This window comes from Kluyvera ascorbata ATCC 33433 (assembly GCF_000735365.1).
Classification (GTDB): domain Bacteria; phylum Pseudomonadota; class Gammaproteobacteria; order Enterobacterales; family Enterobacteriaceae; genus Kluyvera; species Kluyvera ascorbata.
Window position 1 is genome coordinate 1 of sequence record NZ_JMPL01000007.1, and the last position, 24,166, is coordinate 24,166.

24 protein-coding genes are annotated in these 24,166 nt (G+C 56.6%); 5 read left to right on the forward strand and 19 right to left on the reverse strand.

Annotated features, from left to right (window positions below; genetic code table 11):
- Positions 1–198, reverse strand: a 198-nt coding sequence (locus GKAS_RS03370; protein WP_035891996.1) for a ribulose-phosphate 3-epimerase, incomplete at its 3' end; no start/stop codon positions are given.
- A 268-nt stretch (positions 199–466) separates the two neighbouring features.
- Here GKAS_RS03370 and loiP point away from each other — a divergent pair.
- Together loiP and GKAS_RS03380 are read left to right on the forward strand one after the other, a co-directional pair.
- On the forward strand, positions 467–1,225 hold the full coding sequence (gene loiP / locus GKAS_RS03375) for a metalloprotease LoiP (protein ID WP_035891997.1): 759 nt from the start codon (positions 467–469) through the stop codon (positions 1,223–1,225).
- A 388-nt stretch (positions 1,226–1,613) separates the two neighbouring features.
- Complete coding sequence (locus tag GKAS_RS03380; protein WP_035891998.1) at positions 1,614–2,882, forward strand: OprD family porin; 1,269 nt, start codon at positions 1,614–1,616, stop codon at positions 2,880–2,882.
- Between the two features lie 42 nt (positions 2,883–2,924).
- Here the strand turns inward: GKAS_RS03380 and GKAS_RS03385 are convergent, their stop codons facing one another.
- The 14 genes from GKAS_RS03385 to GKAS_RS03450 all read right to left on the reverse strand — a co-directional run bounded on the left by GKAS_RS03385 (position 2,925) and on the right by GKAS_RS03450 (position 15,632).
- Positions 2,925–4,565 carry a thiamine pyrophosphate-binding protein gene (locus GKAS_RS03385; protein ID WP_035891999.1) on the reverse strand — a complete coding sequence of 547 codons (1,641 nt, stop codon included), beginning with the start codon at positions 4,563–4,565 and terminating at the stop codon, positions 2,925–2,927.
- 13 nt (positions 4,566–4,578) lie between these two features.
- On the reverse strand, positions 4,579–6,048 hold the full coding sequence (locus GKAS_RS03390) for an aldehyde dehydrogenase (RefSeq protein WP_035892000.1): 1,470 nt from the start codon (positions 6,046–6,048) through the stop codon (positions 4,579–4,581).
- Positions 6,049–6,057: 9 nt separating this feature from the next.
- Positions 6,058–6,828 (reverse strand): aspartate dehydrogenase, encoded by a 771-nt coding sequence (locus tag GKAS_RS03395; RefSeq protein WP_035892001.1) that lies wholly within the window; start codon positions 6,826–6,828, stop codon positions 6,058–6,060.
- Positions 6,829–6,837: 9 nt separating this feature from the next.
- The gene (locus GKAS_RS03400) at positions 6,838–7,632 is read right to left on the reverse strand and encodes an SDR family oxidoreductase (RefSeq protein ID WP_035892002.1); all 795 of its coding nucleotides are present in this window, start codon (positions 7,630–7,632) and stop codon (positions 6,838–6,840) included.
- Positions 7,616–8,386, reverse strand: a complete 771-nt coding sequence (locus tag GKAS_RS03405; protein WP_035892003.1) for an alpha/beta fold hydrolase — start codon at positions 8,384–8,386, stop codon at positions 7,616–7,618. The genes GKAS_RS03400 and GKAS_RS03405 overlap by 17 nt, the downstream gene beginning before the upstream one ends.
- A 9-nt stretch (positions 8,387–8,395) precedes the next feature.
- Positions 8,396–8,926 (reverse strand): cupin domain-containing protein, encoded by a 531-nt coding sequence (locus GKAS_RS03410; protein ID WP_035892004.1) that lies wholly within the window; start codon positions 8,924–8,926, stop codon positions 8,396–8,398.
- Positions 8,927–8,936: 10 nt separating this feature from the next.
- Positions 8,937–10,193 carry an MFS transporter gene (locus tag GKAS_RS03415; RefSeq protein WP_035892005.1) on the reverse strand — a complete coding sequence of 419 codons (1,257 nt, stop codon included), beginning with the start codon at positions 10,191–10,193 and terminating at the stop codon, positions 8,937–8,939.
- A 26-nt stretch (positions 10,194–10,219) separates the two neighbouring features.
- Complete coding sequence (locus GKAS_RS03420) at positions 10,220–11,407, reverse strand: NAD(P)/FAD-dependent oxidoreductase (protein ID WP_035892006.1); 1,188 nt, start codon at positions 11,405–11,407, stop codon at positions 10,220–10,222.
- Positions 11,404–12,330 (reverse strand): VOC family protein, encoded by a 927-nt coding sequence (locus tag GKAS_RS03425; RefSeq protein ID WP_035892007.1) that lies wholly within the window; start codon positions 12,328–12,330, stop codon positions 11,404–11,406. The genes GKAS_RS03420 and GKAS_RS03425 overlap by 4 nt, the downstream gene beginning before the upstream one ends.
- Before the next feature lie 88 nt (positions 12,331–12,418).
- On the reverse strand, positions 12,419–13,207 hold the full coding sequence (locus tag GKAS_RS03430; RefSeq protein ID WP_035892008.1) for an IclR family transcriptional regulator: 789 nt from the start codon (positions 13,205–13,207) through the stop codon (positions 12,419–12,421).
- A gap of 14 nt (positions 13,208–13,221) precedes the next feature.
- A complete protein-coding gene (locus tag GKAS_RS03435) occupies positions 13,222–13,971 on the reverse strand; it encodes an SDR family oxidoreductase (protein WP_035892009.1) in 750 nt (249 codons plus the stop codon).
- Entirely contained in the window at positions 13,971–14,993 is a 1,023-nt protein-coding gene (locus tag GKAS_RS03440; protein ID WP_035892010.1) for an aromatic ring-hydroxylating oxygenase subunit alpha, read from the reverse strand. Before GKAS_RS03440 ends, GKAS_RS03435 begins: the two co-directional genes overlap by 1 nt.
- 10 nt (positions 14,994–15,003) lie before the next feature.
- On the reverse strand, positions 15,004–15,312 hold the full coding sequence (locus GKAS_RS03445) for a recombinase-like helix-turn-helix domain-containing protein (protein WP_035892011.1): 309 nt from the start codon (positions 15,310–15,312) through the stop codon (positions 15,004–15,006).
- Positions 15,309–15,632 (reverse strand): Rieske (2Fe-2S) protein, encoded by a 324-nt coding sequence (locus GKAS_RS03450; protein WP_035892012.1) that lies wholly within the window; start codon positions 15,630–15,632, stop codon positions 15,309–15,311. The genes GKAS_RS03445 and GKAS_RS03450 overlap by 4 nt, the downstream gene beginning before the upstream one ends.
- 417 nt (positions 15,633–16,049) lie before the next feature.
- Between GKAS_RS03450 and GKAS_RS03455 the strand changes: the two genes are divergently transcribed.
- The gene (locus GKAS_RS03455) at positions 16,050–17,261 is read left to right on the forward strand and encodes an MFS transporter (protein WP_035892013.1); all 1,212 of its coding nucleotides are present in this window, start codon (positions 16,050–16,052) and stop codon (positions 17,259–17,261) included.
- 3 nt (positions 17,262–17,264) lie between these two features.
- Here the strand turns inward: GKAS_RS03455 and speB are convergent, their stop codons facing one another.
- From speB to GKAS_RS25500, 4 genes are all read right to left on the reverse strand, one after another.
- Positions 17,265–18,185 (reverse strand): agmatinase, encoded by a 921-nt coding sequence (speB, locus tag GKAS_RS03460; RefSeq protein WP_035892014.1) that lies wholly within the window; start codon positions 18,183–18,185, stop codon positions 17,265–17,267.
- Positions 18,186–18,402: 217 nt separating this feature from the next.
- Positions 18,403–20,379 carry a biosynthetic arginine decarboxylase gene (gene speA, locus GKAS_RS03470; protein ID WP_072011337.1) on the reverse strand — a complete coding sequence of 659 codons (1,977 nt, stop codon included), beginning with the start codon at positions 20,377–20,379 and terminating at the stop codon, positions 18,403–18,405.
- Positions 20,380–20,387: 8 nt separating this feature from the next.
- On the reverse strand, positions 20,388–20,519 hold the full coding sequence (gene yqgB / locus GKAS_RS23615; protein WP_147281523.1) for an acid stress response protein YqgB: 132 nt from the start codon (positions 20,517–20,519) through the stop codon (positions 20,388–20,390).
- Positions 20,520–20,615: 96 nt separating this feature from the next.
- Entirely contained in the window at positions 20,616–20,753 is a 138-nt protein-coding gene (locus GKAS_RS25500) for a hypothetical protein (RefSeq protein WP_423788524.1), read from the reverse strand.
- A 414-nt stretch (positions 20,754–21,167) separates the two neighbouring features.
- Between GKAS_RS25500 and metK the strand changes: the two genes are divergently transcribed.
- Positions 21,168–22,322 carry a methionine adenosyltransferase gene (gene metK / locus GKAS_RS03480; RefSeq protein ID WP_035892018.1) on the forward strand — a complete coding sequence of 385 codons (1,155 nt, stop codon included), beginning with the start codon at positions 21,168–21,170 and terminating at the stop codon, positions 22,320–22,322.
- A 389-nt stretch (positions 22,323–22,711) separates the two neighbouring features.
- Entirely contained in the window at positions 22,712–24,106 is a 1,395-nt protein-coding gene (locus GKAS_RS03485; RefSeq protein ID WP_035892019.1) for a sugar porter family MFS transporter, read from the forward strand.
- Positions 24,107–24,166 lie beyond the last annotated feature (60 nt).

Consider the following 24,166-nt stretch of genomic DNA (forward strand, 5'->3'; position numbering starts at 1 on the left):
GTGACCGTTAGACAGCACAAAGCGGTCACGGTCAGCCCAGGACGGGTTCTGCGGGTTATGGTTCAGAAAATCACGCCACAGGACTTCGGCAATGTCAGCCATACCCATAGGGGCACCCGGGTGACCGGAATTGGCTTTCTGTACTGCGTCCATGCTCAGCGCACGAATAGCATTAGCAAGCTCTTTACGTGAGGACATTTTGACTCCAGTTCGGACTGTTGAAGGCAACCCTAACGTCACGAGAGGCGCACGTTACGGGCTATGCCAGAAAAAAGTGTCAACAATGTAACCTATGCGACAAAGCATGTACATGGAGCATCCTTTTGCCACTTCAGAAATCTCTGGAACAGAGGTTAACAAGATGTAATCCACTCGCTCGAAAGCCGCGATATTCTTTATACTTACGCCTAACTCTGGTGGTGCAGTTCCGGAGCATTTTCAGATAAACGACTTTGGAAGCAATCTCATGAAGAAACGGGCGGCGATTCTGGCGTTTGGCGCGACTTTACTGCTAAGCGGCTGTCAGAATATGGATTCAAATGGTTTATTGAGCTCAAGTACCGGCGCTTTGCAGGCATTTTCCTTGAGCGATCAACAGGTTCAGGCGCTAAGCGACCAAGCCTGTAAGGACATGGACAGTAAGGCTACCATCGCACCGGCAGACAGCGCTTATGTACAGCGACTCAATAAGATAGCGGCGGCGCTTGGCGATAACATTAACGGTCAGCCGGTGAACTACAAAGTCTACGTGGCGAAAGACGTCAACGCTTTCGCCATGGCCAACGGCTGTATCCGCGTGTATAGCGGCCTGATGGATCTGATGAATGATAATGAAGTCGAAGCCGTAGTTGGCCACGAAATGGGCCACGTTGCACTCGGCCACGTGAAGAAAGGGATGCAGGTGGCGATTGGCACCAACGCCCTGCGCGCAGCGGCGGCATCCGCTGGCGGCATCGTGGGCAGCTTGTCGCAGTCACAGCTTGGCGATCTTGGCGAAAAACTGGTGAACTCGCAGTTCTCCCAGCGTCAGGAATCGGAAGCCGATGACTACTCTTATGATCTGCTGCGCAAGCGAGGGATCAATCCGACCGGGCTTGCCACCAGCTTCGAGAAGTTATCTAAACTCGAAGATGGTCGTCAAAGCTCAATGTTTGACGATCACCCGGCTTCTCAGGCGCGTGCCCAGCACATTCGCGATCGCTTACAGGCGGACGGCATTAAATAATTATTCAGAGGGGCAATATTGCCCCTCTTGCTTTGATAAGCAAAAAATATTAATAATGGCTAAACGGCATGAATTGATAATTTAAGCGCACGAACCGTTAAATATACGTAGATGTCACATCGGTCAAATATATAAACCAACCCCGCCGCACTCAAACACTTATCCTGAATATCAAATCAAAATTATATTATTTACCTTTCAGGAAGTTCTTTTACCTTATTTTTAAATAGTCCAGAGGGGTTTAGTAAAGCCAGTCATGGCGCGCCCTGCATGATACGTCCCAGCGACACATCCATTCATACAATGATTGCTTTTGACACTTATTCAGGCGAATATCTGAATTGTAACAACACAATTCGACCGTCAGATAAACAGAGAAGTTCCCTCCGTGAAAAAGAAATTAACGTTAATTGCTTTAAGTATTATTGCCTCTGCGCCAGCTTTTGCGAGCCAGCAATCCGACAGCCAGGGTTTTATTGATGACAGCCATCTGGATCTCTTCTTGCGTAACGCGTATATCAAACGTGATTATCGCGATGGGCTACATGATAAGAGCGAATGGGGTCAGGGTTTTATCGCGACCTTTGAATCCGGCTTCACTCAGGGCCCTATCGGCTTCGGCGTAGACGGTATCGCCCAGTACGGCGTGCGCCTGGACGGCGGCCGTGGGAACAGCGGTGCGGGCGGCATCGACTTTTTCGCCCAGGATAACGACGGCCGGGCAAAATCTGATTTAGCCAAATTCGGTGCGACCGCCAAAATGCGCTTCTCCAATACCGTGCTGAGCTACGGTACCCAGCGCCCAGCGTTACCGATTCTCTACGCCGACGATTCGCGCCTGCTGTATGAAACCTTCACCGGGACCATGCTGACCTCCAAAGAGATTGACGGTCTGGAAGTGAACGCTGGTTACTTCACCGACGAGCAGCGTAAAAGCGACGACAGCCACAACAGCGGCCTGAAGAGCATTACCTTCGGCGGCGCGAGCTATCAGTTTAACGACCAGCTGAGCGGCGCGCTGTACGCCTCTAACGTTGAAGACGTGCTGAACAAGCAGTACCTCGGCCTGAACTACGCGCAGCCGCTGGCGACCGATCAGAAGCTGGTCTTCGACTTCAACGGCTATAACTCTCGCCTGGATCAGGAATACGCTGACTCTCTCGATACCGGCCGCAGCAACAGCATCTGGAGCCTTGCTACCAGCTATATCTGGGATATCCACACCTTCAAAATTGCCTACCAGCAGAGCAGCGGCAGCACCGGCTATCACTACGGCAGCTACCAGAATCAGGGCGGCGTCGGCGACGGCGGTAACACCATCTGGCTGGCGAACTCTTACTGGTCTGATTTTAACGGTGAAGACGAACGTTCATGGCAGGCGTCTTATGCGCTGGACTTTGGCGGCCTAGGCTTACCGGGCTTAAGCTGGACCACCGCATACGTTCGCGGCGATAACATCAAAACGGCAGAAACCAACAACGGTAAAGAGCACGAGTGGTTTAACCAGGTGCAGTACCAGGTCCAGGACGGCCCCGCGAAAGATCTGAAGTTTAAAGTTCGTTATTCGGTGCTGCGTGTATCCAGCAACGCCAGCGACTACAACGTCAGCGGGAATGAAGTTCGCGTTTACGTCGAGTACCCGTTTAACGCGTTCTGATGCTAAACGCCCTCTCCGCTAACGGAGAGGGCGTTTTCATTTTCAGTACAGCGTTTTCTGAGGCGGGCCCGCAAATTTCAGCGCGCCAATCTGTCCCATTTTTACTTCGATAACTGACGGCCCCGGCATCGCCAACGCTTCCGTCATCACGGCGTTAAAATCCTCTGCGCGATCCACGCTCCATGCCTGTAAGCCTATCGCTTGCGCCAGCAGCGTAAAGTCCGGCGTATGCAGCTCGTTGTAATACTGCCGACCGCCGAAATACTTATCCTGAATACCGCGCATCACGCCGTAGCCGCCATCGTTCATGATAAGCAGCGTCACGTTGGCTTTCTCCTGCGCCAGCGTCGCCAGTTCCCCCAGATTGAGGCTCAGGCCGCCGTCACCAACCAGCCCCACCACTTTGCGCTGCGGATTAGCAATCGCGGTACCAATCGCCATCGGTAGCCCCATACCAATCGCCCCCGCCAGGGAGTGAATATTCATCAGCGGGCCGTTTGCACGAAACAATCGGCTCCCCCACAGGCTGCCGGAAACGGTAATATCGCGCACCAGCAGGCCATCTTCCGGCAGCGCATTGGCGATAGCATCGTTGAGCTTCGCATACTCACCGCACTGCGCGCGCAGATCCTGTTCGGCCTTGGTCACGGCGCTGCCCACCAGCGCATCCCACTGTGCATTGCCCCATTCACGCCCCTGCACTTTCTCCGCTAACGCAGAGAGCAGCGCAGAACAGTTGGCAATAATGGTGTTGTCCATCAGGTAATTACGGCTAGCCGCCGCTGGGTCGATATCAATCTGTACCCGAGGATGCGGCAGTTCCAGCGTCCAGGAGCGCGTTTCATTGCTACGCAGACGCGACCCTGCCACCAGCGTAAAATCACAGGCCGAAATCACCGCTTCAATAGACGGCGAGTTATGGAACGCACGCAGGCTGCCGCGATGACTATCCGGCAGCACGCCGCGCGCGTGGGTGCTGGAGATAACCGTCACCCCGGCATCGGCCAGCTTTTTCACCGCTTCTGCGCAACCCAGCGCGCCGCCGCCCAGCCACAGCAGCGGCAGCTTCGCCTGTTTGAGCTGCGACCACAGCTCGTCCACCACGCGACTCTCTACGTCAACCGTCGGCAGCGCCTTCACCGGCGCCGTCACCAGCGAAGCGGGAATTTTAGCGCTCTGAATATCAATCGGGATTTCAACCGACACCGGCCCGCACGGCGGCGTCTGAGCTTCCTGAATCGCTTTATGCAAAATCGCTATTGCCTGATTAGCGTTGCTGATGCGGTAAGCCCGCTTTGAACTCGCCTTGAGGAACGTCAACTGGTCGCGAGTCTCGTGGATAAATCCGGTATCCGCATCCAGCCACGCTTTTTCCACCTGACCGGTTAAGTGGAGCATCGGCGTGCAGGCGTTCATGGCTTCTACCAGCGCGCCAACCGCGTTACCCGCCCCCGCCCCGGTGCTGGTCAGCGCGACGCCAAGCCCAGAGAAACGACCATGAGCATCGGCCATGGTGACCGACCCCGCTTCGCCGCGCGCCGGAACAAAACGGATATTTCCGCGCTGCCCCACCGCATCGGCAATCGGCAGGTTGTGGATAGAGATGACGCCGTAAATGGCCTCAACGTGATACTGCTCCAGCGTTCTGGCGATGGCGTCGCCGACGGTTATCATTTCGCTCATTACTCACCCTTTCTTAGTCGCACCAGTGGTTAACGCTATTACCCGTCGCCAGATAAATGCTCTTTTGTTGCATCCAGGCTTTCAGCCCCTGAATGCCCTTTTCGCGGCCCAGACCGCTCTCTTTAAAGCCCCCAAACGGGGTCGAAATGGAGAAAACTTTGTAGGTGTTAATCCACACCGTGCCAACTTCAAGCCGCTCGCTCAGGCGTAGCGCACGCCCGGCATCCCGCGTCCAGATCCCCGCCGCCAGCCCGTACACCGAATCGTTAGCGTCGCGAATCAGCGCCTCTTCATCGCGAAAAGCCATCGCCACCAGCACCGGCCCGAAGATCTCCTCCTGACAGGCGCGATCGCTATTCTTCAGCCCCTCCAGGATCGTAGGCTGCAAGAAACTGCCTGCCGCCAGCGCGGGATCGGCCGGGATCTCACCGCCGCACAGCACGCGACCGCCTTCCTGCTTCGCCAGTTCCACGTACTCCAGCACGCGCTGGCGGTGCGCCTCGCTAATCAGCGGGCCTACGTGCGTGTCACGGCTGAAGGGATGGCCGACGCGCAGACCCCGCGTTAACTCGAGCAAACGCGCCATCAGCGGGGCATAAACCTGTTCATGGATAAACAACCGCGAGCCCGCAATACACGCCTGCCCGGCCGAGCTAAAAATGCCGTAGCAGATGCCGCGTGCCGCCTGCTCAATGTCGGCGTCTTCCAGCACGATGGTCGGTGATTTTCCCCCCAGCTCCAGCGAGGTCGGGATAAGCTTTTCTGCCGCCACGTGCGCCAGATGACGACCGGTGGTGGTACCGCCGGTAAACGAAATTTTGCGTACCTTCGGATGGCGTGCCAGCGCATCACCAATCACCGAACCTTTGCCCGGGAGCACGCTCAGCAGGCCTGCGGGTAAACCCGCTCGCTCGAAGACTCTCGCCAGCTCCAGCGCCATCAGCGGTGTGGCTTCTGCGGGCTTGAGGATCACCGCATTGCCCGCGGCAATCGCCGGTGCCACTTTCTGCATTTCGCTGGCAATCGGCGAGTTCCACGGCGTAATTGCCGCCACCACGCCAATCGCTTCATAACGGCTTAGCGTTAACAGATCCGGCTGGCGCGGCGTTGGCAGCTCGCCCTCTAGCAGCTCACAGGCAGCCGCAAAGTAGCGGGCGGTTGCCGCAGCACTCATCACCAGCCCGCGGGCTTCCGCCAGCGGTTTGCCGTTGTCAGAGCTTTGCATGCGCGCCAGATCGTCGAGGCGGCCTTCAATGTCATCCGCCACTTTGTGCAGGATCTTCGCGCGCTGATGCGCCAGCATGTTGCGCCAGCTCGGTTCACGCCACGCGCTATCTGCGTATTCGATAGCGTCATTGAGATCCTCGAGGCTCGCCGCGTGCAGCGTGGCATTGAGGGAGCCATCCGCAGGGAAAGTGCTCTGCATCACCTCGCCGCCACCGTGACGCCAGTGGCCGCCGACAAATATTTTTAATTCATCCATTTGAGCCTCTCAGCGTTGCGCCAGCTCACGGCAGGCGCGCACTGCGCTTAACGCTGCCAGGGTGGACGTTTTTGGGTTGCTGGCCAGCGGCAGTCCGCTCAGCTCCAGATGAAATTCACCAAACATCCCTTCAACGTGCAGGGTATGGGTATTGCGTTTCGTGGCGGGGTCGACCATCAGTTGAACGCGGGTCTCGTCCATCCCCACGCCGCCGAGCGCCACGGTGGCGGCGACGTTAGCATTGGCCGGGAATAACCGTGCCGCTTCACGCGCGCTGCCTTCAAAGAAAACCTGAGCTTCCGAGACCGCACTGAGATCGATAAGCTGCTCGGCATAACTGCCGCGCCAGCTGGCTGGACTTTTGCGCGACCGGTAGGTGACGCGCTCGAGCCCGCCCTCTTTCGCTGCCGCCAGCCCGTCTATCCCCGCCACCGCGCCGGAAAGCAGCGTTAGCGTGCCACCCGCATTTTTCAGCTGCTGTTCAAGCGCGCTATCCGCCAGTGCGCCGGTGGAGATCACCGCCAGATGCCAGCCACGCGTCAGCACCGCTTCGCCGAACTGCGCGACCGCCTGCTGGCTTGCACACTCCAGCACCAGATCCGGCGCATCAGCACAGTCAACCGGAGACGTCAGTGCCGTTACCGCATCGCCAAACTGCTCACGAATAGCCGCGTGGTGGGTCTCACGCGCCACAATCCAACCAATAGCAACCTGCGGCGGAAGGCGTTCAATCACCGCCTGCGCCATCGCGCCATAGCCAATTAACATGATCTTTTTCATGAGGCTTCCTTACAGATGACGGCAAAAGCCGCCGGAGACATCCAGCGCCGCGCCGGTGGTAAAGGAGGCCAGCGGTGACGCCAGGAATAACAGCGCCTGAGCGGGCTCTTGCGGCTTGCCGAGACGGGCCATCGGGATACCACGCTTGCGGGCGATATCCGCCGTCCACTCAGGCCAGCTCTGGTTCTTATCGCTGCGGTTGGCAAACCGTCGCTGCCACTGCCCGGACTCCACCATGCCAAGCAGAATGGAGTTCACGCGAATGCCTTTTTCCACCAGATCTTTTGACAGCGTAAGGGTCATGTTGAGCAGCGCCGCTCGGGCAGCCGAGGTGGCAATCATGTGCTCTTCCGGCTGAAGTGCCAGCAGCGAATTCACGCAGGTAATCGAGGCGATATCCGACTGTTCAAGCTGTGGTAAAAACGCCTGCACCGGGTTAATCACGCCAAACAGCTTGAGTTCCGCTTCATGCAGCCACGCCTCGCGCGGGGTATCGGCAAAGTGCGCGACGTAGCCCTGGCCTGCGTTATTAATCAACATATCCGCCGGGCCAAAATGGGCTTTCACCGCTTCAGCAAACGCCTGCACCTCTTCGGCTTTCAGTACGTCGCAGCGCCATGAAAACACCTCACCTTCGGGATATTCGTTTTGCAGCGCAGCGTGAGCGCTGGCAAGGCGGTCGGGATCGCGTCCGCAGAAAGCCACCTTCGCCCCTTCGCCCATTAACAGGCGCAGCGTTTCAAAACCAATACCGGAAGACCCGCCGGTGACCACCGCAACGCGCCCTTCAATTTGTGCATTCATCGCGCACCTCGTGTTTAATTCGTAAAAGCAGTTGATTAAAAAACGTATCGTTATCGAGATAGCTGGCGTGTCCAGCCAGTGGAATCGCGGTGAACGGCATGCCGTAACGTATCGCCAGCCCATGTACTCGTTCTGGTTGGGTGATGGCATCCTGCTCGCCGCACCAGACTTCAAATGCGCCGCCATAGCGCGACAGCCAACCGTGAATGTCGTCGTGCGCCAGCATCCACGCGGCGGCGAGATAGCCCTCCGCGCGCAGTTTGCGCATGCCTGCTGCGACGGTGGCGATATCCACTTCACGCGCGGCGGGATGCAGCAGCTTCGCCGCCCGGGTTTGCGCCAGCACGTTCCCTCCCAGCGCCATTTGCTGTTCGCGACTGCGCCAGATCTGTTCACGCTGTTCCGGCGTGCTCTGGCCATAGCCCTGCGCCGGATCCGCCAGCACCAGATGCAGCACGCGGTTGGGGTATTTCGCCGCAAAGGCGCTGGCCACCAGCGCACCGAGCGAATGGCCCACCAGCACCGCCTGCTCGACGCCTGCGCTATCGATCAGAGCAGCCAACGCATCGGCATAATCGCCGGCGTTGGCCCGCGCCACATCAAGCATCGGACTTTCGCCATAACCGGGCATATCCCAGGCCATTACGCGGAAGCCCGTCAGCGCCATCTGCTTATGCCATGAGGCCGCGCTGGAGCTGATACCGTGCAGCAGCATCAGCGGAATACCGCTACCCTGTTCACGAAAATCCGTCATAGCGTCTCCTTAGTTCCGCTTCACTTTTGACAGCGGATGATCGGCCGGGTAGGTCGGCGTTTCTGGTTTTTTGGTGCCCAGCATCACGCACATCAGCGCCTCTTCTTCGCCGTGGTTAAACAGCCCGCGGTAAATACCCGCCGGAACGGAGATCAGGTCACGCTCCCGCAGGATCGTTTCGATATAGCTATCGCCATCCTGAATCATCAGGGTTATCTGGCCTTTCAGCATGAAGAACACCTCTTCCACATCGTCGTGCAGGTGCAAAGGCCCTTCGCATTTCGACGGCAGCACCATGGTGGAGAAGGTAAAGTGCTCGGCCGCCACGGTGTTGGTGTCGCTCACCACGCCGGTCGCCCCAGTGCCGATATAGCGCATCTGCGCGCGGCGGTATTTCGGGTCATAGTCGGCCTGGAACTTCAGCGCGTTCCAGTCGTACTTGCGGCCTTCAAAACGGGCGATGCGTGATTCGATCCACTCTTCCATCGTCAGGTTGTCAGGTTTAATGCCTGGTTTTGCGGTTACGGTTGAATCTGTCATGACACTCTCCTCAGTAACGTCTCAGCAGCGGCAGTAACAGGAGGCAGCCCACCGCCGCCATCACCGCCAGAAAAATCAGCCCGGAATCCATGCTGTGGGTAAAGGCAATGAGCGCCCCCATCACCGCAGGCGACAGCGCCCCGGCAAAGTTTCCCAGCCCGTTGAAGATGCCACCGGCGGTAGCACTCACCCTTGGATGGGTAGCCTTCGCCAGCAGCGCGAAAATATTCGGGGCACCGGTTCCCCACATGAAGGTGCTGAAGCTCATCGCCGCGATAATTGCCAGCGGGGTATCGAGATGCATCACTACCGCCAGCCCCACGCCCGCACCCGCCATCGAGATAAAGCAGGCCGCCGCGCGTTTATCGACGCGGTCCGACAACCAGGCGCCAATCACTTCCCCCGCCAGCATGGCGATGAATGGCATCGACGACAGCCAGCCTGCGTGCTCAAGATGAATGCCTTTACCTTTAATCAGGTAGCCCGGCAGCCAGCCGTTTATGCCCCATAGGTAGGTAAGAAACGCGATGTTAAAGATGCAGATAATCCAGAAGTGCAGGCTGACAAATAGCTCGCGGCGCGCCGCCCGGCGCACCTCCTGCGTCGCCTGCGCACTGGCAGGCTTGACGTCAAGGCGGATGCCGCGCAGACCAATACGCACAAAAATCAGCACCGGTACGGTCAGCATGGCCATCACGAAGAACGTGCTCTGCCAGCCAAACGTATTCAGTAACCATATGGACAACGGGAATCCAATCGCCGCGCCAACCGGCGTACCGAGCAGCCACAGCATGGTAGCCCGAGCCTGCAGGTGCTGCGGGAAATTGTGGCGGACAATGGCAAAGGCCAGTGGGAACAGCGGCCCTTCGGCAACGCCGAGCAGGATGCGCAGTACGATCATCAGGGTGTAGTTATGGGTAAAACCCATCGCCACCATCAGCACACACCACACCGCCATCATGCCGGTGAGCAAGCGCAACGGCGCGATTTTGTCGCCCAGTCCGCTTAAAAATATCGAGGAAAAACCGTAGCTCAGCAAAAAAGCGCTCATCAGAATGCCGAGGCGAGTGGTATCAAAATCAATGCCCATCGCCTGTTGAAAATGGCCGTCAGTAAACAGCGCGGCAATGCTAATTTTGTCGAAAAAAGCCAGCAGCACGCAGGACAGCAGCGATAGAGGAATCGCCCAGCGAACCGCTTTTTCAGGCGTACAGATCCCCTCACCGCTCGCCGATACAGGCGCGGTGTTCGTCTCGAATGTGGCCATTTATCCCCCCTGAGGGTGCGAGTTGGTTATCGCAATGACATCAGTGAAAAGGTTGGGTCAGCGAGCGGAACGTCTGACAGATCCCGTCCAGCGGCCATCCAGCGTTTCGCCAGCTTCACGGTGCGCGCATCGTTAAACGCCACCAGTTGCGTCAGTCGCCCGTTATCATCCAGCGAGAAGAAGAGCGCGTTTTCACGGACGACAGTTTTGCTACCCGCCTGCGGTATCCCGAGGATCTGGATGTTGTGCTGGTATTGATCCGACCACAGCCAGGGCGCTTCGTCATACCCGGCGGCATCGGCATTGAGCATCGCTTTTGCCGTTGCCACCGCCTGATTCTGCGCAAAAGCCCACGACTGAATGCACAGGCCGTACTGGTGATGCTCCGCCACGTCGCCAGCGGCGAAAATAGCCGGGTCCGATGTCCGCCCCTGCGCATCAACGACTACCCCGTGGTTGATATTCAGGCCCGCGTCGGCTGCCAGCTCAAGATTAAGCGTGACGCCAATCCCCACCACCACTGCATCAAACGTTTCACGCTGCCCGTCGCAGTGGATTGTCGGCAGGCCGTGATTATCTTCAAGCTCCAGCGCGCCACAGCTGGTACGGATATCGACGCCCTGTTCGCGATGCATCTCTGCCAGACGTGCAGAGACATCGGCACTCACCGAACGCATACAGAGCGCAGGCTGCTGCTCGAACAGCGTTACCGCCACACCGCTTTTACGCGCAGAAGCAGCAATTTCGAGCCCAATCCAGCCGCCGCCGACAATCGCCAGCGTTTTGCAGGCTGCCAGACGCCCTTTCAGCTGCTGCGCATCCTGCCAGTGACGCAGGGTGTACACCTGTGTATGTGCTGCCCACGCATTTCCCGGCACACGCGCCCGACCGCCGGTAGCAATCAATAGCTGGTCATAGTGAAGCGAATCACCGTTGCTTAAGGCGACCGTTTTTGTGTCGCGATGAATGGCCTCGGCCCGCAGCGGGCGATACCAGTTCAGGTTCAGCGCCTGCTGCACATCTTCACTGAACAGGCGCGGCAATGCGGCATCTGGCTCCAGCAGGGTGGCTTTAGAGAGCGGCGGGCGCTCGTAGAAATCCCACGCCTCTTCCGCCACCACACAAATCTCACCGTCGAAGCCTTCATCGCGCAGCGTTTTCGCCGCCCAGCCGCCCGCCTGGCCGCCGCCGATAATCACAATGCGCGACGTCATACGACCTCCGTCTTCTTCTGCTGGCGACGCGTGTCGTGATCGATCCCACCTTCCACCGCCCACTCGGTAAAGGAGACCAGCGAATGCTCCAGCTCGCGCGGCTGCCAGTTTTCCGTCAGGTAGTCGTCGTTGGTGTAGTACTCAAACGCGCCGCCGGTTGGGCTGTTGACGTACCAGAAGTAGGCCGACGATACCGGATGGCGGCCCGGCCCGATAAAGGTGCTCCAGGCATTTTTGTTCATGGCGATGCCGCCGCCGATCACTTCGTGGATATCGCGCACGGTAAAGGCCACGTGGTTAAGGCCGCGCTTGCGGTTTGGCAGTTGCAGTAAAAAGAGATTATGGTGGCCACCGCGAGCTCCGCAGCGCAGGAATACCGCGCGGTTGATGTAGCGGTCGGACACCTGGAAACCCAGCACCTCGCGGTAGAATGCTTCTACCGCCGCTAGCTCCTCAACGAAGAACACCACGTGACCGACGTTGATAGGCTCCGCGCTGCTGTAGACTGGGCTCGGCGTATCAATGCGGCGCGCATCGCCCCACTGGTTAATCGGCTCAACGTTCAGCTCAACCGGCACCTGCTCGGTCACCTGCACCCGTAAAGTCATGCCGTTCGGGTCGCGGCACTCCAGGGCGCCATCCACCTCACGAAAGCCCGGCTGCTGGGCGAGTTTTGGCTTTAATGCTTCCAGCGCCTGTGCGCTGGCGACCGCCCAGGTCATGCGCCGCAAGGTATTACCCGCTTCAAATGCCGGAGGAAGATCCGGGCTTTCCGTCGGGTTTAGCTCGACGCGCGCGCCGCTCTGGGTGGTAAAACGCTGGCCGCTGGCATCGCCCTTCAGGCCAAAGTCGCGCATAAATTTGGCGCAGTGCGTCAGGCTGTCGACGCCAAATTCCAGCTTTTCAATTCCGATTACGCTCATCGTTCGTTGCCTCATTTACCGTTCATCGCCCGAATTTAGGCGTAAAACATGCCCGACGCCGTCAAGCGCCTGGAGTTAATTAATTGATTTAGCTCGCTTTAGAGAGATGCCCCAGGAAGCCGGAAATTTTATCCGCCGCCAGACTTACCTCGTTTTGCAGCCGTTCACGACAGCTTTGCGGGATCTCTTCCGATGGCACCAGGATACTCACCACCGCCGCTACTTTGCCGCTGCGGTCGTACACCGGGTACACGATGGAAGAGATACCGTGGCGGTAGAACGATTCACCGATAACGTAGCCACGCGCTTTATCCTGCTGCACCATCTGCCATAACGCTTCACGCTCCTGCAACTGGCCCGGCGTATTGCCCGGCAGGCGCTCGTTCGGGAACAACTGTTCAAAATCAGCGCGGCTCAGGTCGGTCAGCAGCATACGGCCCAACGAGGTACAGTGGACCGGTAAGCGAGTCCCAATGCTCACCTGGTTGATACGCGAACCCGCGGCGCTGACGCGGGCAATATAGATGATGTCGCGCCCGTCGCGGATCGCCAGATGACTGCTGCACTGGCTGGTATCACGCAGTTGCTCAATCACCGGTTGCCCCACCTGCGCCACATCCAGCGACGCAATGTACTCAAAGCCCAGACGCAGCACGTTCATCCCCAGCGAGAAGGTATTGGTGCGGGTGTTACGCTCCAGAAACCCCATGTATTCCAGCGTCTGCACCACCCGATAGGCGGTTGCCTTTGGCATATCCACCAGCCGGTGTAGCTCGGCAAACGTCATTTCGCGATGCTGCTCGCCGAAGGCCAGCAGCAGCTGCAATCCGCGCTCGAGCCCCGGTACCAGATATTTCACTTCCTGACAGTTTGCCATTTCGACTCCGACACTCAGTTAAAGACAAAGCCGCCGTTGACCGGCACCAGTTGCCCGGTAATAAACCGCGACAAATCGCTAAGCAGCCATACCACGCTGCCGGTGACATCTTCCGGCTGCTGTGCGCCGGTCAGCGCGCGACCGTTTTCATACAGCTGATGGCGCTCCGCTGGAACGTATTCCGTCGCCTCGACGCGGGTCAGTCCCGGCGCAATGGCATTGATGCGAATCCGTTTTTCACCCAGTTCGCGGGCCATCGAGCGGGTCATCGCAATCACCGCCCCTTTGCTGGCGACGTAGGCCATCAGCCGCGGCGCGCCCCACAGTGCGGTATCGGAAGCAACGTTGACGATCCCCGCGCCTTCGCGCAGCAGCGGTACCGCCGCACGGGTCACCAGCCAGGTGCCCTTTACGTTAACGGTCATGACGCGATCCCAGAGATCCGGATCGTAGTCGATCATATTTTTCCCGCCGACGCCGGTGGCCATCGCCGCGTTGTTCACCAAACCATCGATTGGCCCCACCGCACCGACGGCGCTGAATACCGCGTCGATTGACGCGGTATTCGCCAGATCGATAACGTGTGATTCGATCGTGTAGCCCTGCTCTCGCAGACGGTGGGCGCTCTCGACCAATTCACCTTCAAGGATGTCGCACATCACCACCGCCGCACCTTGCTCGGCGCAGGCCTGGGCGAAGTGATACCCCAACCCACGAGCGGCACCGGTGACGACGATACGCTTGCCGTTCAGCAGGCCATTCATCAGGCGGCTCCCTGCTGCTGCTCGCGAACGGCCAACTGCTCTTTCGCCGCTTTTTGCATCATGCGACGCAGACGGGAAAGGCCAACGTCGTGCTGATAAAGGTACTCATGATCGCGCGCATCCGGTGCCATACACTCCAGCACCACCCGGTCCTGCTCGAGCACTTCCCAGTGCAGTTTTTCCAGGCGATTGCGGTACATGAAGCGCCACATATCACGCTGCCAGCCCTGCACGCGGCGGATACGCCAGAAGAAGACGCGGCAGTTATCGTTGTCTTCCGGCACGACCATGCCGACGATAAAGAAGTGACCACCCGGCCCGAAACGTTTTTTATAAGGAATGGAGAGACGCATCCACAGCGCGCCGCTGTTGCCGAGCTCAACCCAGTCAAAGTTGACGCCGGTCTGGCCTTTTTTCTCGAAAACAAAGCCCGTTTTGGTCGGTTGCAGCACCATATCAGCCTTGCGGTCACCTTCTGCCATCGAGTGCGATGATGAGTGAAGATAGGTGCCATGCATCGGATCCATGACGTTTTCCAGCGCGTACTGGTAGTTGCATTTCCACGCGGCGGTACACAGGAAGTTGCTGTAGTTTTCGGTGTCAGCCAGCTCTGCCGGGAAGCTCAGTTCATCCGGCTGCTGGTCGGCTGTCACGCCGAACCACAGAAAAATAGCGCCGTGTGCTTCCTGTACGTTGTAGCTGCGCACGCACTGCTGGCCCACCAGCGGGCATTTATCGACGGCGGGGACATCTTTCACTTCGCCGTTGCCGGCGACTTCTACACCGTGATACCAGCAGGCAATGCGGTCGCCGAGGTTCCAGCCCATCGACAAGCGCGCACCGCGGTGCGGGCAGCGATCTTCCAGCGCCTGAACCTGACCGTCCTTGTTACGCCAGACCACGATCTGCTCGCCAAGACGGGTGATCCCCACCGGGGCGGACTGCACTTCCCAGCTGGACAGTACCGGATACCAAAGGCCGCGCAGGCCTTTGTCGAGATAATGTTGTACGGTTGTCGTCATCGCCTTGCCCTCAGTAGCCGTTAACCTGTAAGAATGCTTCGAAGCTCGCGTCGCTCCACGGCTCGCCCTGCTGGTCGTGCATTTTACTGGCGTTAAGCCCGTTCACCAGCTCTGTCAGCGTTTCAGCCCCTTGCTCGAACAGTTCTTCCAGCGTGGCGATAAGCTTCAACTCCCAGTTTTCCGGAATACGGCTGCGGGTCTGCCAAATCAGATTGCTGTAGTCGCCCGGTTTATGGATGGCGCCGTTTCCGCCTTCCGCCGGTGGGGCAAACTGACGGCTTTCCGGCAGCGCGGGGTTAAAGTCCAGGGTGTCACTCATGCCACGGTCTCCTCGATAAACGTAATCTGGATTTGGTTTTCAAATACCCGAACCGGGTAGCGGTTGAGGTTGCGCCCGCCGGGGCCATGCAGGCACTGCCCGGTTTTGACATCAAAAACCGCCTCGTGCAGCGGGCACTCCACTTTGCCGTCCTCGACAAAACCCTGGCTCAGCAGCGCATAGGCATGCGGGCATACGTCTTCCAGCGCGTAGTACTCACCGTCAATCAAATAAACGCCGATCTCTTTACCTTCGACGTTGCCGCTAAAAGGGAAATCTTCCTGTACTTGCTCTGCATCACACACGCCTATCCAGCTCATCGCGATCCTCCAGGCTTTTGTTTCATATATGAAACTCTGTTTCTTATTTAATACGGTCAATATAAAAGCGATGAATGTTTCGTCAAGCGCCAATGTGACGAACTTGTTAATCAATAGGTATTTAATTAGCTAAGTGTGCAAACGATCACGAAAAAATGCAGCGATATGAAATTTTCATCATCCGGCAAGTGAGAAATACATTTTATTGATGGTCTGTCATTTTTAAGAATAGATATTGACTTTTGAGGTAATTGCCCTCTAAAAAATTATAAACCGAAGCTATTTCATGGTTTCACCAGTGAAACAAATTGAAATTTTATCCTTAAAATACAATGAGTTTCATATATGAACCATTTTAGGAACGTGATAGTTTCATAGATAAAAATATAAACTTAAAAATCTATTAAGGTGGAAGTGATGACGGCAAGATGGCAAGGCACAATCGCAATACTGTTATTAATAATTATTTCTTACGTCGATCGCGTAAATATCTCGGTGATGATTCTTAACCCTGATTTTGCCGCTCATTTTCAGTTAAATGAAAACAGAATGTTACAAGGAATGTTAATGACATTCTTTCTTCTGGGTTATGGATTCTCGGCTTTACTGTTAACGCCAGTGATTGAAAGTCGTTGGAATTACCGACAGGGACTGCTGGGTAGCATTGCCGTGTGGGCGGTGGTGTGCGCCGTGTCACCGCTGCTCGGCTCGTTGATGGGCATGCTGATTGCACGCGTGATTCTGGGCGTTGCCGAAGGGCCGCTGTTCTCGCTCAAGACGCGCTTCATCAGCGATAACTTTAACGCTGATGAAATTGGCAAACCCAACGCCGTTACCGCGCTGGGGGTTTCGCTGGGGCTGGCGGTGGGCTTCCCGCTGGTCACCTGGCTGATGGCAAATCTGGGCTGGATGGGCTCTTTTTACGCGCTGGCGGTACTCAATCTGGTGCTAGGCGGCGGGCTCATCTGGCGTTTTCTTCCGGCACCGCGCGCCGCGGCAACGCGAGCAAAGTCGGGCATCAAAGAGACATTCACTCTGGCCTTAAGAACGCCCCTGCTCGGCTGGATCCTGCTGGTCGAGATTGCCACCCTCAGTTATTTATGGGGCAGCAGCGCCTGGCTTCCCGCCTGGCTGCGCGATGAGCACCATTTTTCACTGCATGCCACCGGTTTTCTGGCCGCCATACCGTTCTTACTGAGCCTCGGCTCCAAGTTCCTCGGTGGCGTGCTGCTCGACAAAATGCGCCCGGAACAAGCTCCGGTGCTGTTTGTCATCGGTGGATTGCTAACCGCGCTCTCCGTGCTGGCGCTGATGCTCAGCCATCAGCCTGCCTGGCTGGCGCTGTTTATGCTATCGGCAAACGTCTTCTGGGGACTACAGGGGGCGGCTATCCCTGCCGTCGTGCAGCATTACGCCGCGCGGGAAGCCGTGGGAAGCGCCTATGGGATCATTAACGGCATTGGCAATATCTGTGCGGCGTTTATTCCGCTGCTGATGGGTATCGTGATGAAGTCGGTGGGGTCGGTCAGCTCGGGATTTTCGGTTCTGGTGGCATCGCAGATTGTGACGCTACTTGCCGGAGGGATACTGCTGCTGCGCATGCGTCGCGCAGCAGCAGTAGGCGTTTAAAACTTATTCGCCTTTTTTCGCTGCCTGGATGTAGAGCATTTCCAGCGCCAGGGTCGCCGCCGCCAGTGCGGTGATCTCGGACTGGTCATAGGCCGGAGCCACTTCCACCACGTCCATCCCAACGATGTTCAGATTCTTCAGGCCGCGAACCAGTTTAATGGCGCGATCGGACGTCAGACCGCCGATCACCGGCGTACCGGTACCCGGTGCAAAAGCAGGATCCAGGCAGTCGATGTCAAAGGTCAGGTAGACCGGCATATCGCCAACGATCTGCTTAACCTGCGCGATGATGTCGTCCACGGTACGATCGTTCACCTGACCAGCGTCCAGTACGGTGAAGCCGTTGTCTTTGTCGAACTCGGTACGAATACCAATCTGCACGGAGTGGTTCGGGTCGATCAGGCCTTCGTTCGGCGCGGTGAAGAACATGGTGCCGTGGTCAAATTCACAGCCGTTAGCGTAGGTGTCGGTGTGGGCATCGAAGTGCACCAGCGCCATTTTGCCAAAGTGCTTAGCGTGCGCGCGCAGCAGCGGCAGCGTGACGAAGTGGTCACCGCCGAAGGAGAGCATGCGCTTACCGGCCGCCAGCAGTTTTTCCGCATGCGCCTGCAGTTTTTCACTCATCTCACGGGCGTCGCCGAAAGCGTAAACCAGGTCACCGCAGTCAACCACGTTCAGGCGCTCGCGCATGTCGAAGTTCCACGGGAAGCGGTTGTGCTCCCAGGCCAGGTTAGTGGAAACCTGACGAATGGCCGCCGGGCCGTGACGGCCACCGGCACGACCTGAGGTCGCCATATCAAACGGTACGCCAGTAATGACCCAATCCGCGTCGCTGTCGTACGGCATGAAGTTCATCGGCAGACGAAGAAAACCAAACGCGTTGGAAACCAGGGAGTTATCGTATTGATGACCTAAGGTGCTCATGTGCTGACCTCTTTTAAAATCACTGTAAAAAAAAATCCCCTCCGCGTCGTTAGGCCCGACGAGGAAGGGATTGATTTGGTAACTGCATATTTGTGGCAAATTATCGCCGTTATTTTGTACGGATTCAAGCAGACATCGTCAATGCCGGATGGCGGCTTCGCCTTATCCGGCCTACAGATGCAGACCCGGTAAGCGCAGCGCCACCGGGCAATTACCGTTACTCGTCTTCCAGATAAGTATAGCCGTACAAACCGGCTTCAAACTCTTCCAGGAACTGCTGCTGCAACTCAGCGTCGAGATCGGTGTTTTTCACCTGGTCACGGAACTGCGTCAGCAGGGTATTTGGATCTAGCTGCACGTACTGCAGCATGTCCGCCACGGTATCGCCTTCGTCAGACAGCTCAACTTCCACGCTGCCGTCAGGGAAGACAAACACGTCAACCGCCTCGGTGTCGCCGAACAGGTTGTGCATGTTGCCGAGGATCTCCTGATATGCCCCCACCATAAAGAAGCCCAGCATTGGCGGGTTCTCTGGGTCGTATTCCGGCATTGGCATGGTGGTCGCAATCCCGTCGCCGTCGACGTAGTGGTCAATCGCACCGTCGGAGTCACAGGTGATATCCAGCAGCACCGCGCGGCGCTCCGGCGCCTGATTCAGCCCTTCCAGCGGCATCACCGGGAACAGCTGATCGATACCCCACGCATCCGGCATCGACTGGAACAGAGAGAAGTTGACGTAAATCTTATCCGCCATACGTTCCTGGAGTTCGTCGATAATCGGACGGTGCGCGCGGTTGCTCGGGTCGAGCTGTTTCTGCACTTCATGGCACATGTTCAGATAAAGCTGCTCGGCCCACGCGCGCTCATGCAGGCTAAAGGTGCCTGAAGAGTAGCCGACGTGAATATCGTGCAGGTCCATCTGGCTGTCGTGCAGCCATTCGCGCAGCGAGCGGCGGTTGCCCGGCTCGTGCATCTCCTGCCAGGTTTCCCACATGCTTTGCAGCGCACGCGGCGCATCGGCAGCCGGCGGCGTCGCTTCGGTGTGTTCGCTACGCTCAACGCCGATGATGTTAGACACCAGCACCGTGTGGTGCGCGGTGACCGCACGACCAGATTCGGTAATCACCGTCGGGTGCGGCAGGCCGTGCTCTTCGCACGCATCGCCAATCGCCCAGATGATGTTGTTGGCATATTCGTTCAGGCCGTAGTTCACAGAGCAGTCGGACTGCGAGCGGGTACCTTCGTAGTCCACGCCCAGGCCGCCGCCCACGTCGAAGCACTGAATGTTCACGCCAAGCTTGTGCAGCTCAACGTAGAAACGGGCGGATTCACGCACGCCGGTGGCAATATCGCGAATGTTCGCCATCTGCGAACCGAGGTGGAAGTGCAGCAACTGGATGCTGTCCAGACGACCACGCTCGCGCAGAATTTCCACCAGTTGCAGCACCTGGTTTGCCGCCAGGCCGAACTTGGATTTTTCGCCGCCGGAAGACTGCCATTTACCGGAACCCTGAGAGGCCAGACGCGCACGCACGCCAAGGCGCGGTACCACGTTCAGACGCTCGGCTTCTTCCAGCACGATGGCGATTTCGGACATCTTTTCGATGACCAGATAGACCTTGTGGCCCATCTTCTCGCCGACCAGCGCCAGACGAATGTATTCGCGGTCTTTATAGCCGTTACAGACAATCACGCTGCGGGTCATGCCCGCATGCGCCAGCACTGCCATCAATTCAGCTTTAGAACCGGCTTCCAGACCCAGCGGTTCGCCGGAGTGGATCAACGATTCAATGACGCGACGATGCTGGTTTACTTTGATGGGGTAAACCAGGAAGTAGTCGCCGTTGTAGCCGTAAGATTCACGCGCGCGTTTGAACGCCGCGTTAATCGAACGCAGACGATGCTGCAGGATCTGCGGGAAGCAGAACAGCGCAGGCAGACGCTGCCCCTGCGCTTCACGGGCTTTTACCAACTCGGCGAGGTCAACGCGCGCTTCTGGTACATCCGGGTCCGGGCAGACGCTGATGTGGCCAAGCTCGTTGACGTCGTAGTAGTTATTGCCCCACCAGGCAATGTTGTATGTGCGTAGCATTTTGCTGGCTTCCTGGGAGCTCATCGCAACCTCCTGCATGGAACGTAGTACACCGCGTTCGCCTGCTGACGAATGCGAATCGAATGAAATGTCGTCAGACATAGCGAACCTCAATTATTTATAACAAGTGTAAAACAGTTAACTACTATCGCAGCGTGACGTTGCGATAACAACCCATATACAGCCCGAATAGGCAGCAGAACATGCTGACGCTCCGACTGTGCGACCGGTTTCTTATTCATATCATTATAAAACAAGCACCTGAACACATTATGACGGTTCAGAGAAACCACGAGAAAACTCTTGTTTTGACAAGAGCGCCCTTGTTCAGTCTTCAGTTACCTACCGGCTCTGGAGTCCTGAGAAGCGCCGAAATGGGTATAACATCGGCTGGTATGCAAAGCAGAATGGGGGGTTGCGGGGAACATAGTCGCGCCAGGACGGCACGGTAGAATCAGCAGAATACAACGGTTCATTATCTCGTATCACCTCCACGGCCGCCTCGAAAGACGAACCTCAAGCCAAAGCAAAAGTCTTAGCCCGGCTGGAAGTGGCAACACGAAAAATGACGTGTGCTTTTTTGTATGAGCCGCGCGCGGCGTTTTATACCGATAACCCACCTAAAATGCAAAATATAAATGCGCGCATTGCCAGCGGTGTCAGGAAAAATTTCCGTTAGCCACTGCAACAGAATGCGAGCTATCTCAAAAAAAACTGGCAATGAGGTGAAGATGTGACCTAAAATAGCCGTCCAGATGTTAATCCATCTATACCGATTAACACTCAGACTGCCAGTGACGGCAACCATCAAGTCCGTGGTATAATCTTCCATCGTGATTATTCAAGACAACAGTTTGAGCTAACCAAATTCTCATTGGGTGATATTAAATATGGCAAAACACCTTTTCACGTCCGAGTCTGTATCTGAAGGGCATCCTGACAAAATCGCTGACCAAATTTCCGACGCCGTGCTGGACGCCATCCTCGAGCAGGATCCAAAAGCGCGCGTAGCGTGTGAAACCTACGTCAAAACCGGTATGGTGCTGGTCGGTGGTGAAATCACCACTAGCGCATGGGTCGATATCGAAGAGATCACCCGTAAAACCGTTCGCGAAATTGGCTATGTGCATTCTGATATGGGCTTTGATGCCAATTCTTGTGCCGTACTGAGCGCTATCGGTAAGCAGTCTCCGGACATCAACCAGGGCGTTGACCGTGCCGATCCGCTGGAACAGGGTGCTGGCGACCAGGGCCTGATGTTTGGCTATGCGACCAACGAAACCGACGTGCTGATGCCAGCGCCAATCACCTACGCACACCGTCTGGTGCAGCGTCAGGCTGAAGTGCGTAAAAACGGCACTCTGCCATGGCTGCGTCCAGATGCGAAAAGCCAGGTCACCTTCCAGTACGACGACGGTAAAGTTGTCGGCATTGATGCGGTAGTTCTGTCTACCCAGCACGCTGAAAGCATCGATCAGAAATCCCTGCAAGAAGCAGTGATGGAAGAGATCATCAAGCCCGTTCTGCCTACTGAATGGCTGAACGCGTCGACCAAATTCTTTATCAACCCAACCGGTCGTTTCGTTATCGGCGGCCCAATGGGTGACTGTGGCCTGACCGGTCGTAAAATCATCGTGGATACCTACGGCGGCATGGCTCGTCACGGTGGCGGTGCATTCTCCGGTAAAGATCCTTCTAAAGTTGACCGTTCCGCAGCTTACGCAGCGCGCTATGTGGCGAAAAACATCGTTGCCGCTGGCCTGGCTGACCGCTGTGAAATTCAGGTCTCCTACGCTATCGGCGTCGCTGAACCAACTTCCATCATGGTGGAAACCTTCGGTACCGAGAAAGTGCCTGCTGAGCAACTGATTTTGCTGGTTCGCGAGTTCTTCGACCTGCGTCCATACGGCCTGATCCAGATGCTGGACCTGCTGCACCCGATCTACAAAGAAACGGCGGCTTACGGTCACTTTGGTCGCGAAACCTTCCCATGGGAAAAAACCGACAAAGCAGCTCAGCTGCGCGAAGCGGCTGGCCTGAAATAAGGTTTACCCGTTTTGATAAAAGCCAGCCTTGTGCTGGCTTTTTTTATGCCAGTTGTAGGGCTGGAGTCATTCCTTTTACGTAACAATTTACAGTTACACACAATTTTGTGAAAGCGATTACATTAATGACTCCGCGCCACACAAGCCTTTATCATAAGCCATGAAACACCTTTTCATATTAATGCGTCATGTTTCAGTAAAGTCTCATTATTGAGTTTTTCATTTTATCTGAAACACAATCAACTTAATGATTTTATTACAATTTAACCAAAACATAACCTAAGCCGCAGTGTAACCGATTACACAGTCGTGATTGTAATCACATTTTTTTACTACATACTCTCCTACCCTAAGCATCGATAGAATCAATGACTCAATTGGAGAGCATCATGCCTAACAATAAAAAACAGGGTCGCTCGAACAAGACAATGACCTTCTTTGTCTGCTTCTTAGCGGCGCTGGCCGGACTGCTGTTTGGCCTTGATATCGGCGTTATTGCCGGTGCATTGCCCTTTATTACTACCGATTTCCAACTCAGCCCGCATACGCAGGAGTGGGTGGTCAGTTCCATGATGTTTGGCGCAGCGGTAGGGGCAGTCGGCAGCGGCTGGCTCTCCTTCAAGCTGGGCCGTAAGAAAAGCCTGATGATCGGCGCGATCCTGTTCGTTGCCGGTTCCCTGTTCTCCGCCGCCGCGCCGAACGTTGAAGTACTGCTGCTTTCCCGCGTACTGCTCGGTCTGGCTGTCGGTGTGGCCTCCTACACCGCACCGCTGTACTTGTCTGAAATCGCGCCGGAGAAAATCCGCGGCAGTATGATTTCCATGTACCAGCTGATGATCACCATCGGTATTCTCGGCGCGTACCTGTCTGACACCGCGTTCAGCTATAGCGGCGCATGGCGCTGGATGCTCGGCGTTATCATCATCCCTGCGGTACTACTGCTGATAGGCGTATTCTTCCTGCCGGACAGCCCGCGCTGGTTCGCGGCAAAACGTCGCTTTAACGATGCCGAGCGCGTGCTGATGCGTCTGCGTGATACCAGCGCCGAAGCCAAACGTGAACTGGATGAAATCCGTGAAAGCCTGAAGGTGAAACAGAGCGGCTGGGCGCTGTTCAAAGAGAACAGCAACTTCCGTCGCGCGGTGTTCCTTGGCGTACTGCTGCAGGTGATGCAACAGTTCACCGGTATGAACGTCATCATGTACTACGCACCAAAAATCTTCGAACTGGCAGGCTACACCAACACCACTGAACAGATGTGGGGTACCGTTATCGTTGGCCTGACCAACGTACTGGCCACCTTCATCGCCATTGGTCTGGTTGACCGCTGGGGCCGTAAACCTACCCTTATCCTTGGCTTTATCGTGATGGCCGTTGGTATGGGCGTGCTGGGCTCGATGATGCACATCGGTATTCACTCCGCCGTTGCCCAGTACTTCGCCGTGCTGATGCTGCTGATGTTTATCGTTGGCTTCGCCATGAGCGCCGGTCCGCTGATTTGGGTACTGTGCTCTGAAATTCAGCCGCTGAAAGGCCGCGACTTCGGTATTACCTGCTCTACCGCCACTAACTGGATTGCGAACATGATTGTCGGGGCCACCTTCCTGACCATGCTGAACTCGCTCGGCAGCGCCAACACCTTCTGGGTATACGGCGGCCTGAACGTGCTGTTCATCTTCCTGACCCTGTGGCTGATTCCAGAAACCAAAAACGTCTCTCTGGAACACATTGAACGTAACCTGATGCAGGGCCGTCCGCTGCGCGAAATTGGCGCACGCGACTAACCTTCATCCCGCTTCCTCCCGCCAGGGAGGAAGCTTCCTCTTGCACCACCTTGCTTCACG

What these genes read in the sequence shown, in the direction of transcription:
- loiP (WP_035891997.1), top strand. Translation starts at nt 467, where the DNA reads ATGAAGAAACGGGCGGCGATTCTGGCGTTTGGCGCGACTTTACTGCTA.
- GKAS_RS03385 (WP_035891999.1), bottom strand. Translation starts at nt 4,565, where the DNA reads ATGAGCGAAATGATAACCGTCGGCGACGCCATCGCCAGAACGCTGGAG.
- GKAS_RS03390 (WP_035892000.1), bottom strand. Translation starts at nt 6,048, where the DNA reads ATGGATGAATTAAAAATATTTGTCGGCGGCCACTGGCGTCACGGTGGC.
- GKAS_RS03395 (WP_035892001.1), bottom strand. Translation starts at nt 6,828, where the DNA reads ATGAAAAAGATCATGTTAATTGGCTATGGCGCGATGGCGCAGGCGGTG.
- GKAS_RS03400 (WP_035892002.1), bottom strand. Translation starts at nt 7,632, where the DNA reads ATGAATGCACAAATTGAAGGGCGCGTTGCGGTGGTCACCGGCGGGTCT.
- GKAS_RS03405 (WP_035892003.1), bottom strand. Translation starts at nt 8,386, where the DNA reads ATGACGGATTTTCGTGAACAGGGTAGCGGTATTCCGCTGATGCTGCTG.
- GKAS_RS03410 (WP_035892004.1), bottom strand. Translation starts at nt 8,926, where the DNA reads ATGACAGATTCAACCGTAACCGCAAAACCAGGCATTAAACCTGACAAC.
- GKAS_RS03415 (WP_035892005.1), bottom strand. Translation starts at nt 10,193, where the DNA reads ATGGCCACATTCGAGACGAACACCGCGCCTGTATCGGCGAGCGGTGAG.
- GKAS_RS03420 (WP_035892006.1), bottom strand. Translation starts at nt 11,407, where the DNA reads ATGACGTCGCGCATTGTGATTATCGGCGGCGGCCAGGCGGGCGGCTGG.
- GKAS_RS03425 (WP_035892007.1), bottom strand. Translation starts at nt 12,330, where the DNA reads ATGAGCGTAATCGGAATTGAAAAGCTGGAATTTGGCGTCGACAGCCTG.
- GKAS_RS03430 (WP_035892008.1), bottom strand. Translation starts at nt 13,207, where the DNA reads ATGGCAAACTGTCAGGAAGTGAAATATCTGGTACCGGGGCTCGAGCGC.
- GKAS_RS03435 (WP_035892009.1), bottom strand. Translation starts at nt 13,971, where the DNA reads ATGAATGGCCTGCTGAACGGCAAGCGTATCGTCGTCACCGGTGCCGCT.
- GKAS_RS03440 (WP_035892010.1), bottom strand. Translation starts at nt 14,993, where the DNA reads ATGACGACAACCGTACAACATTATCTCGACAAAGGCCTGCGCGGCCTT.
- GKAS_RS03445 (WP_035892011.1), bottom strand. Translation starts at nt 15,312, where the DNA reads ATGAGTGACACCCTGGACTTTAACCCCGCGCTGCCGGAAAGCCGTCAG.
- GKAS_RS03450 (WP_035892012.1), bottom strand. Translation starts at nt 15,632, where the DNA reads ATGAGCTGGATAGGCGTGTGTGATGCAGAGCAAGTACAGGAAGATTTC.
- GKAS_RS03455 (WP_035892013.1), top strand. Translation starts at nt 16,050, where the DNA reads ATGACGGCAAGATGGCAAGGCACAATCGCAATACTGTTATTAATAATT.
- speB (WP_035892014.1), bottom strand. Translation starts at nt 18,185, where the DNA reads ATGAGCACCTTAGGTCATCAATACGATAACTCCCTGGTTTCCAACGCG.
- speA (WP_072011337.1), bottom strand. Translation starts at nt 20,379, where the DNA reads ATGTCTGACGACATTTCATTCGATTCGCATTCGTCAGCAGGCGAACGC.
- yqgB (WP_147281523.1), bottom strand. Translation starts at nt 20,519, where the DNA reads ATGAATAAGAAACCGGTCGCACAGTCGGAGCGTCAGCATGTTCTGCTG.
- GKAS_RS25500 (WP_423788524.1), bottom strand. Translation starts at nt 20,753, where the DNA reads ATGAACCGTTGTATTCTGCTGATTCTACCGTGCCGTCCTGGCGCGACT.
- metK (WP_035892018.1), top strand. Translation starts at nt 21,168, where the DNA reads ATGGCAAAACACCTTTTCACGTCCGAGTCTGTATCTGAAGGGCATCCT.
- GKAS_RS03485 (WP_035892019.1), top strand. Translation starts at nt 22,712, where the DNA reads ATGCCTAACAATAAAAAACAGGGTCGCTCGAACAAGACAATGACCTTC.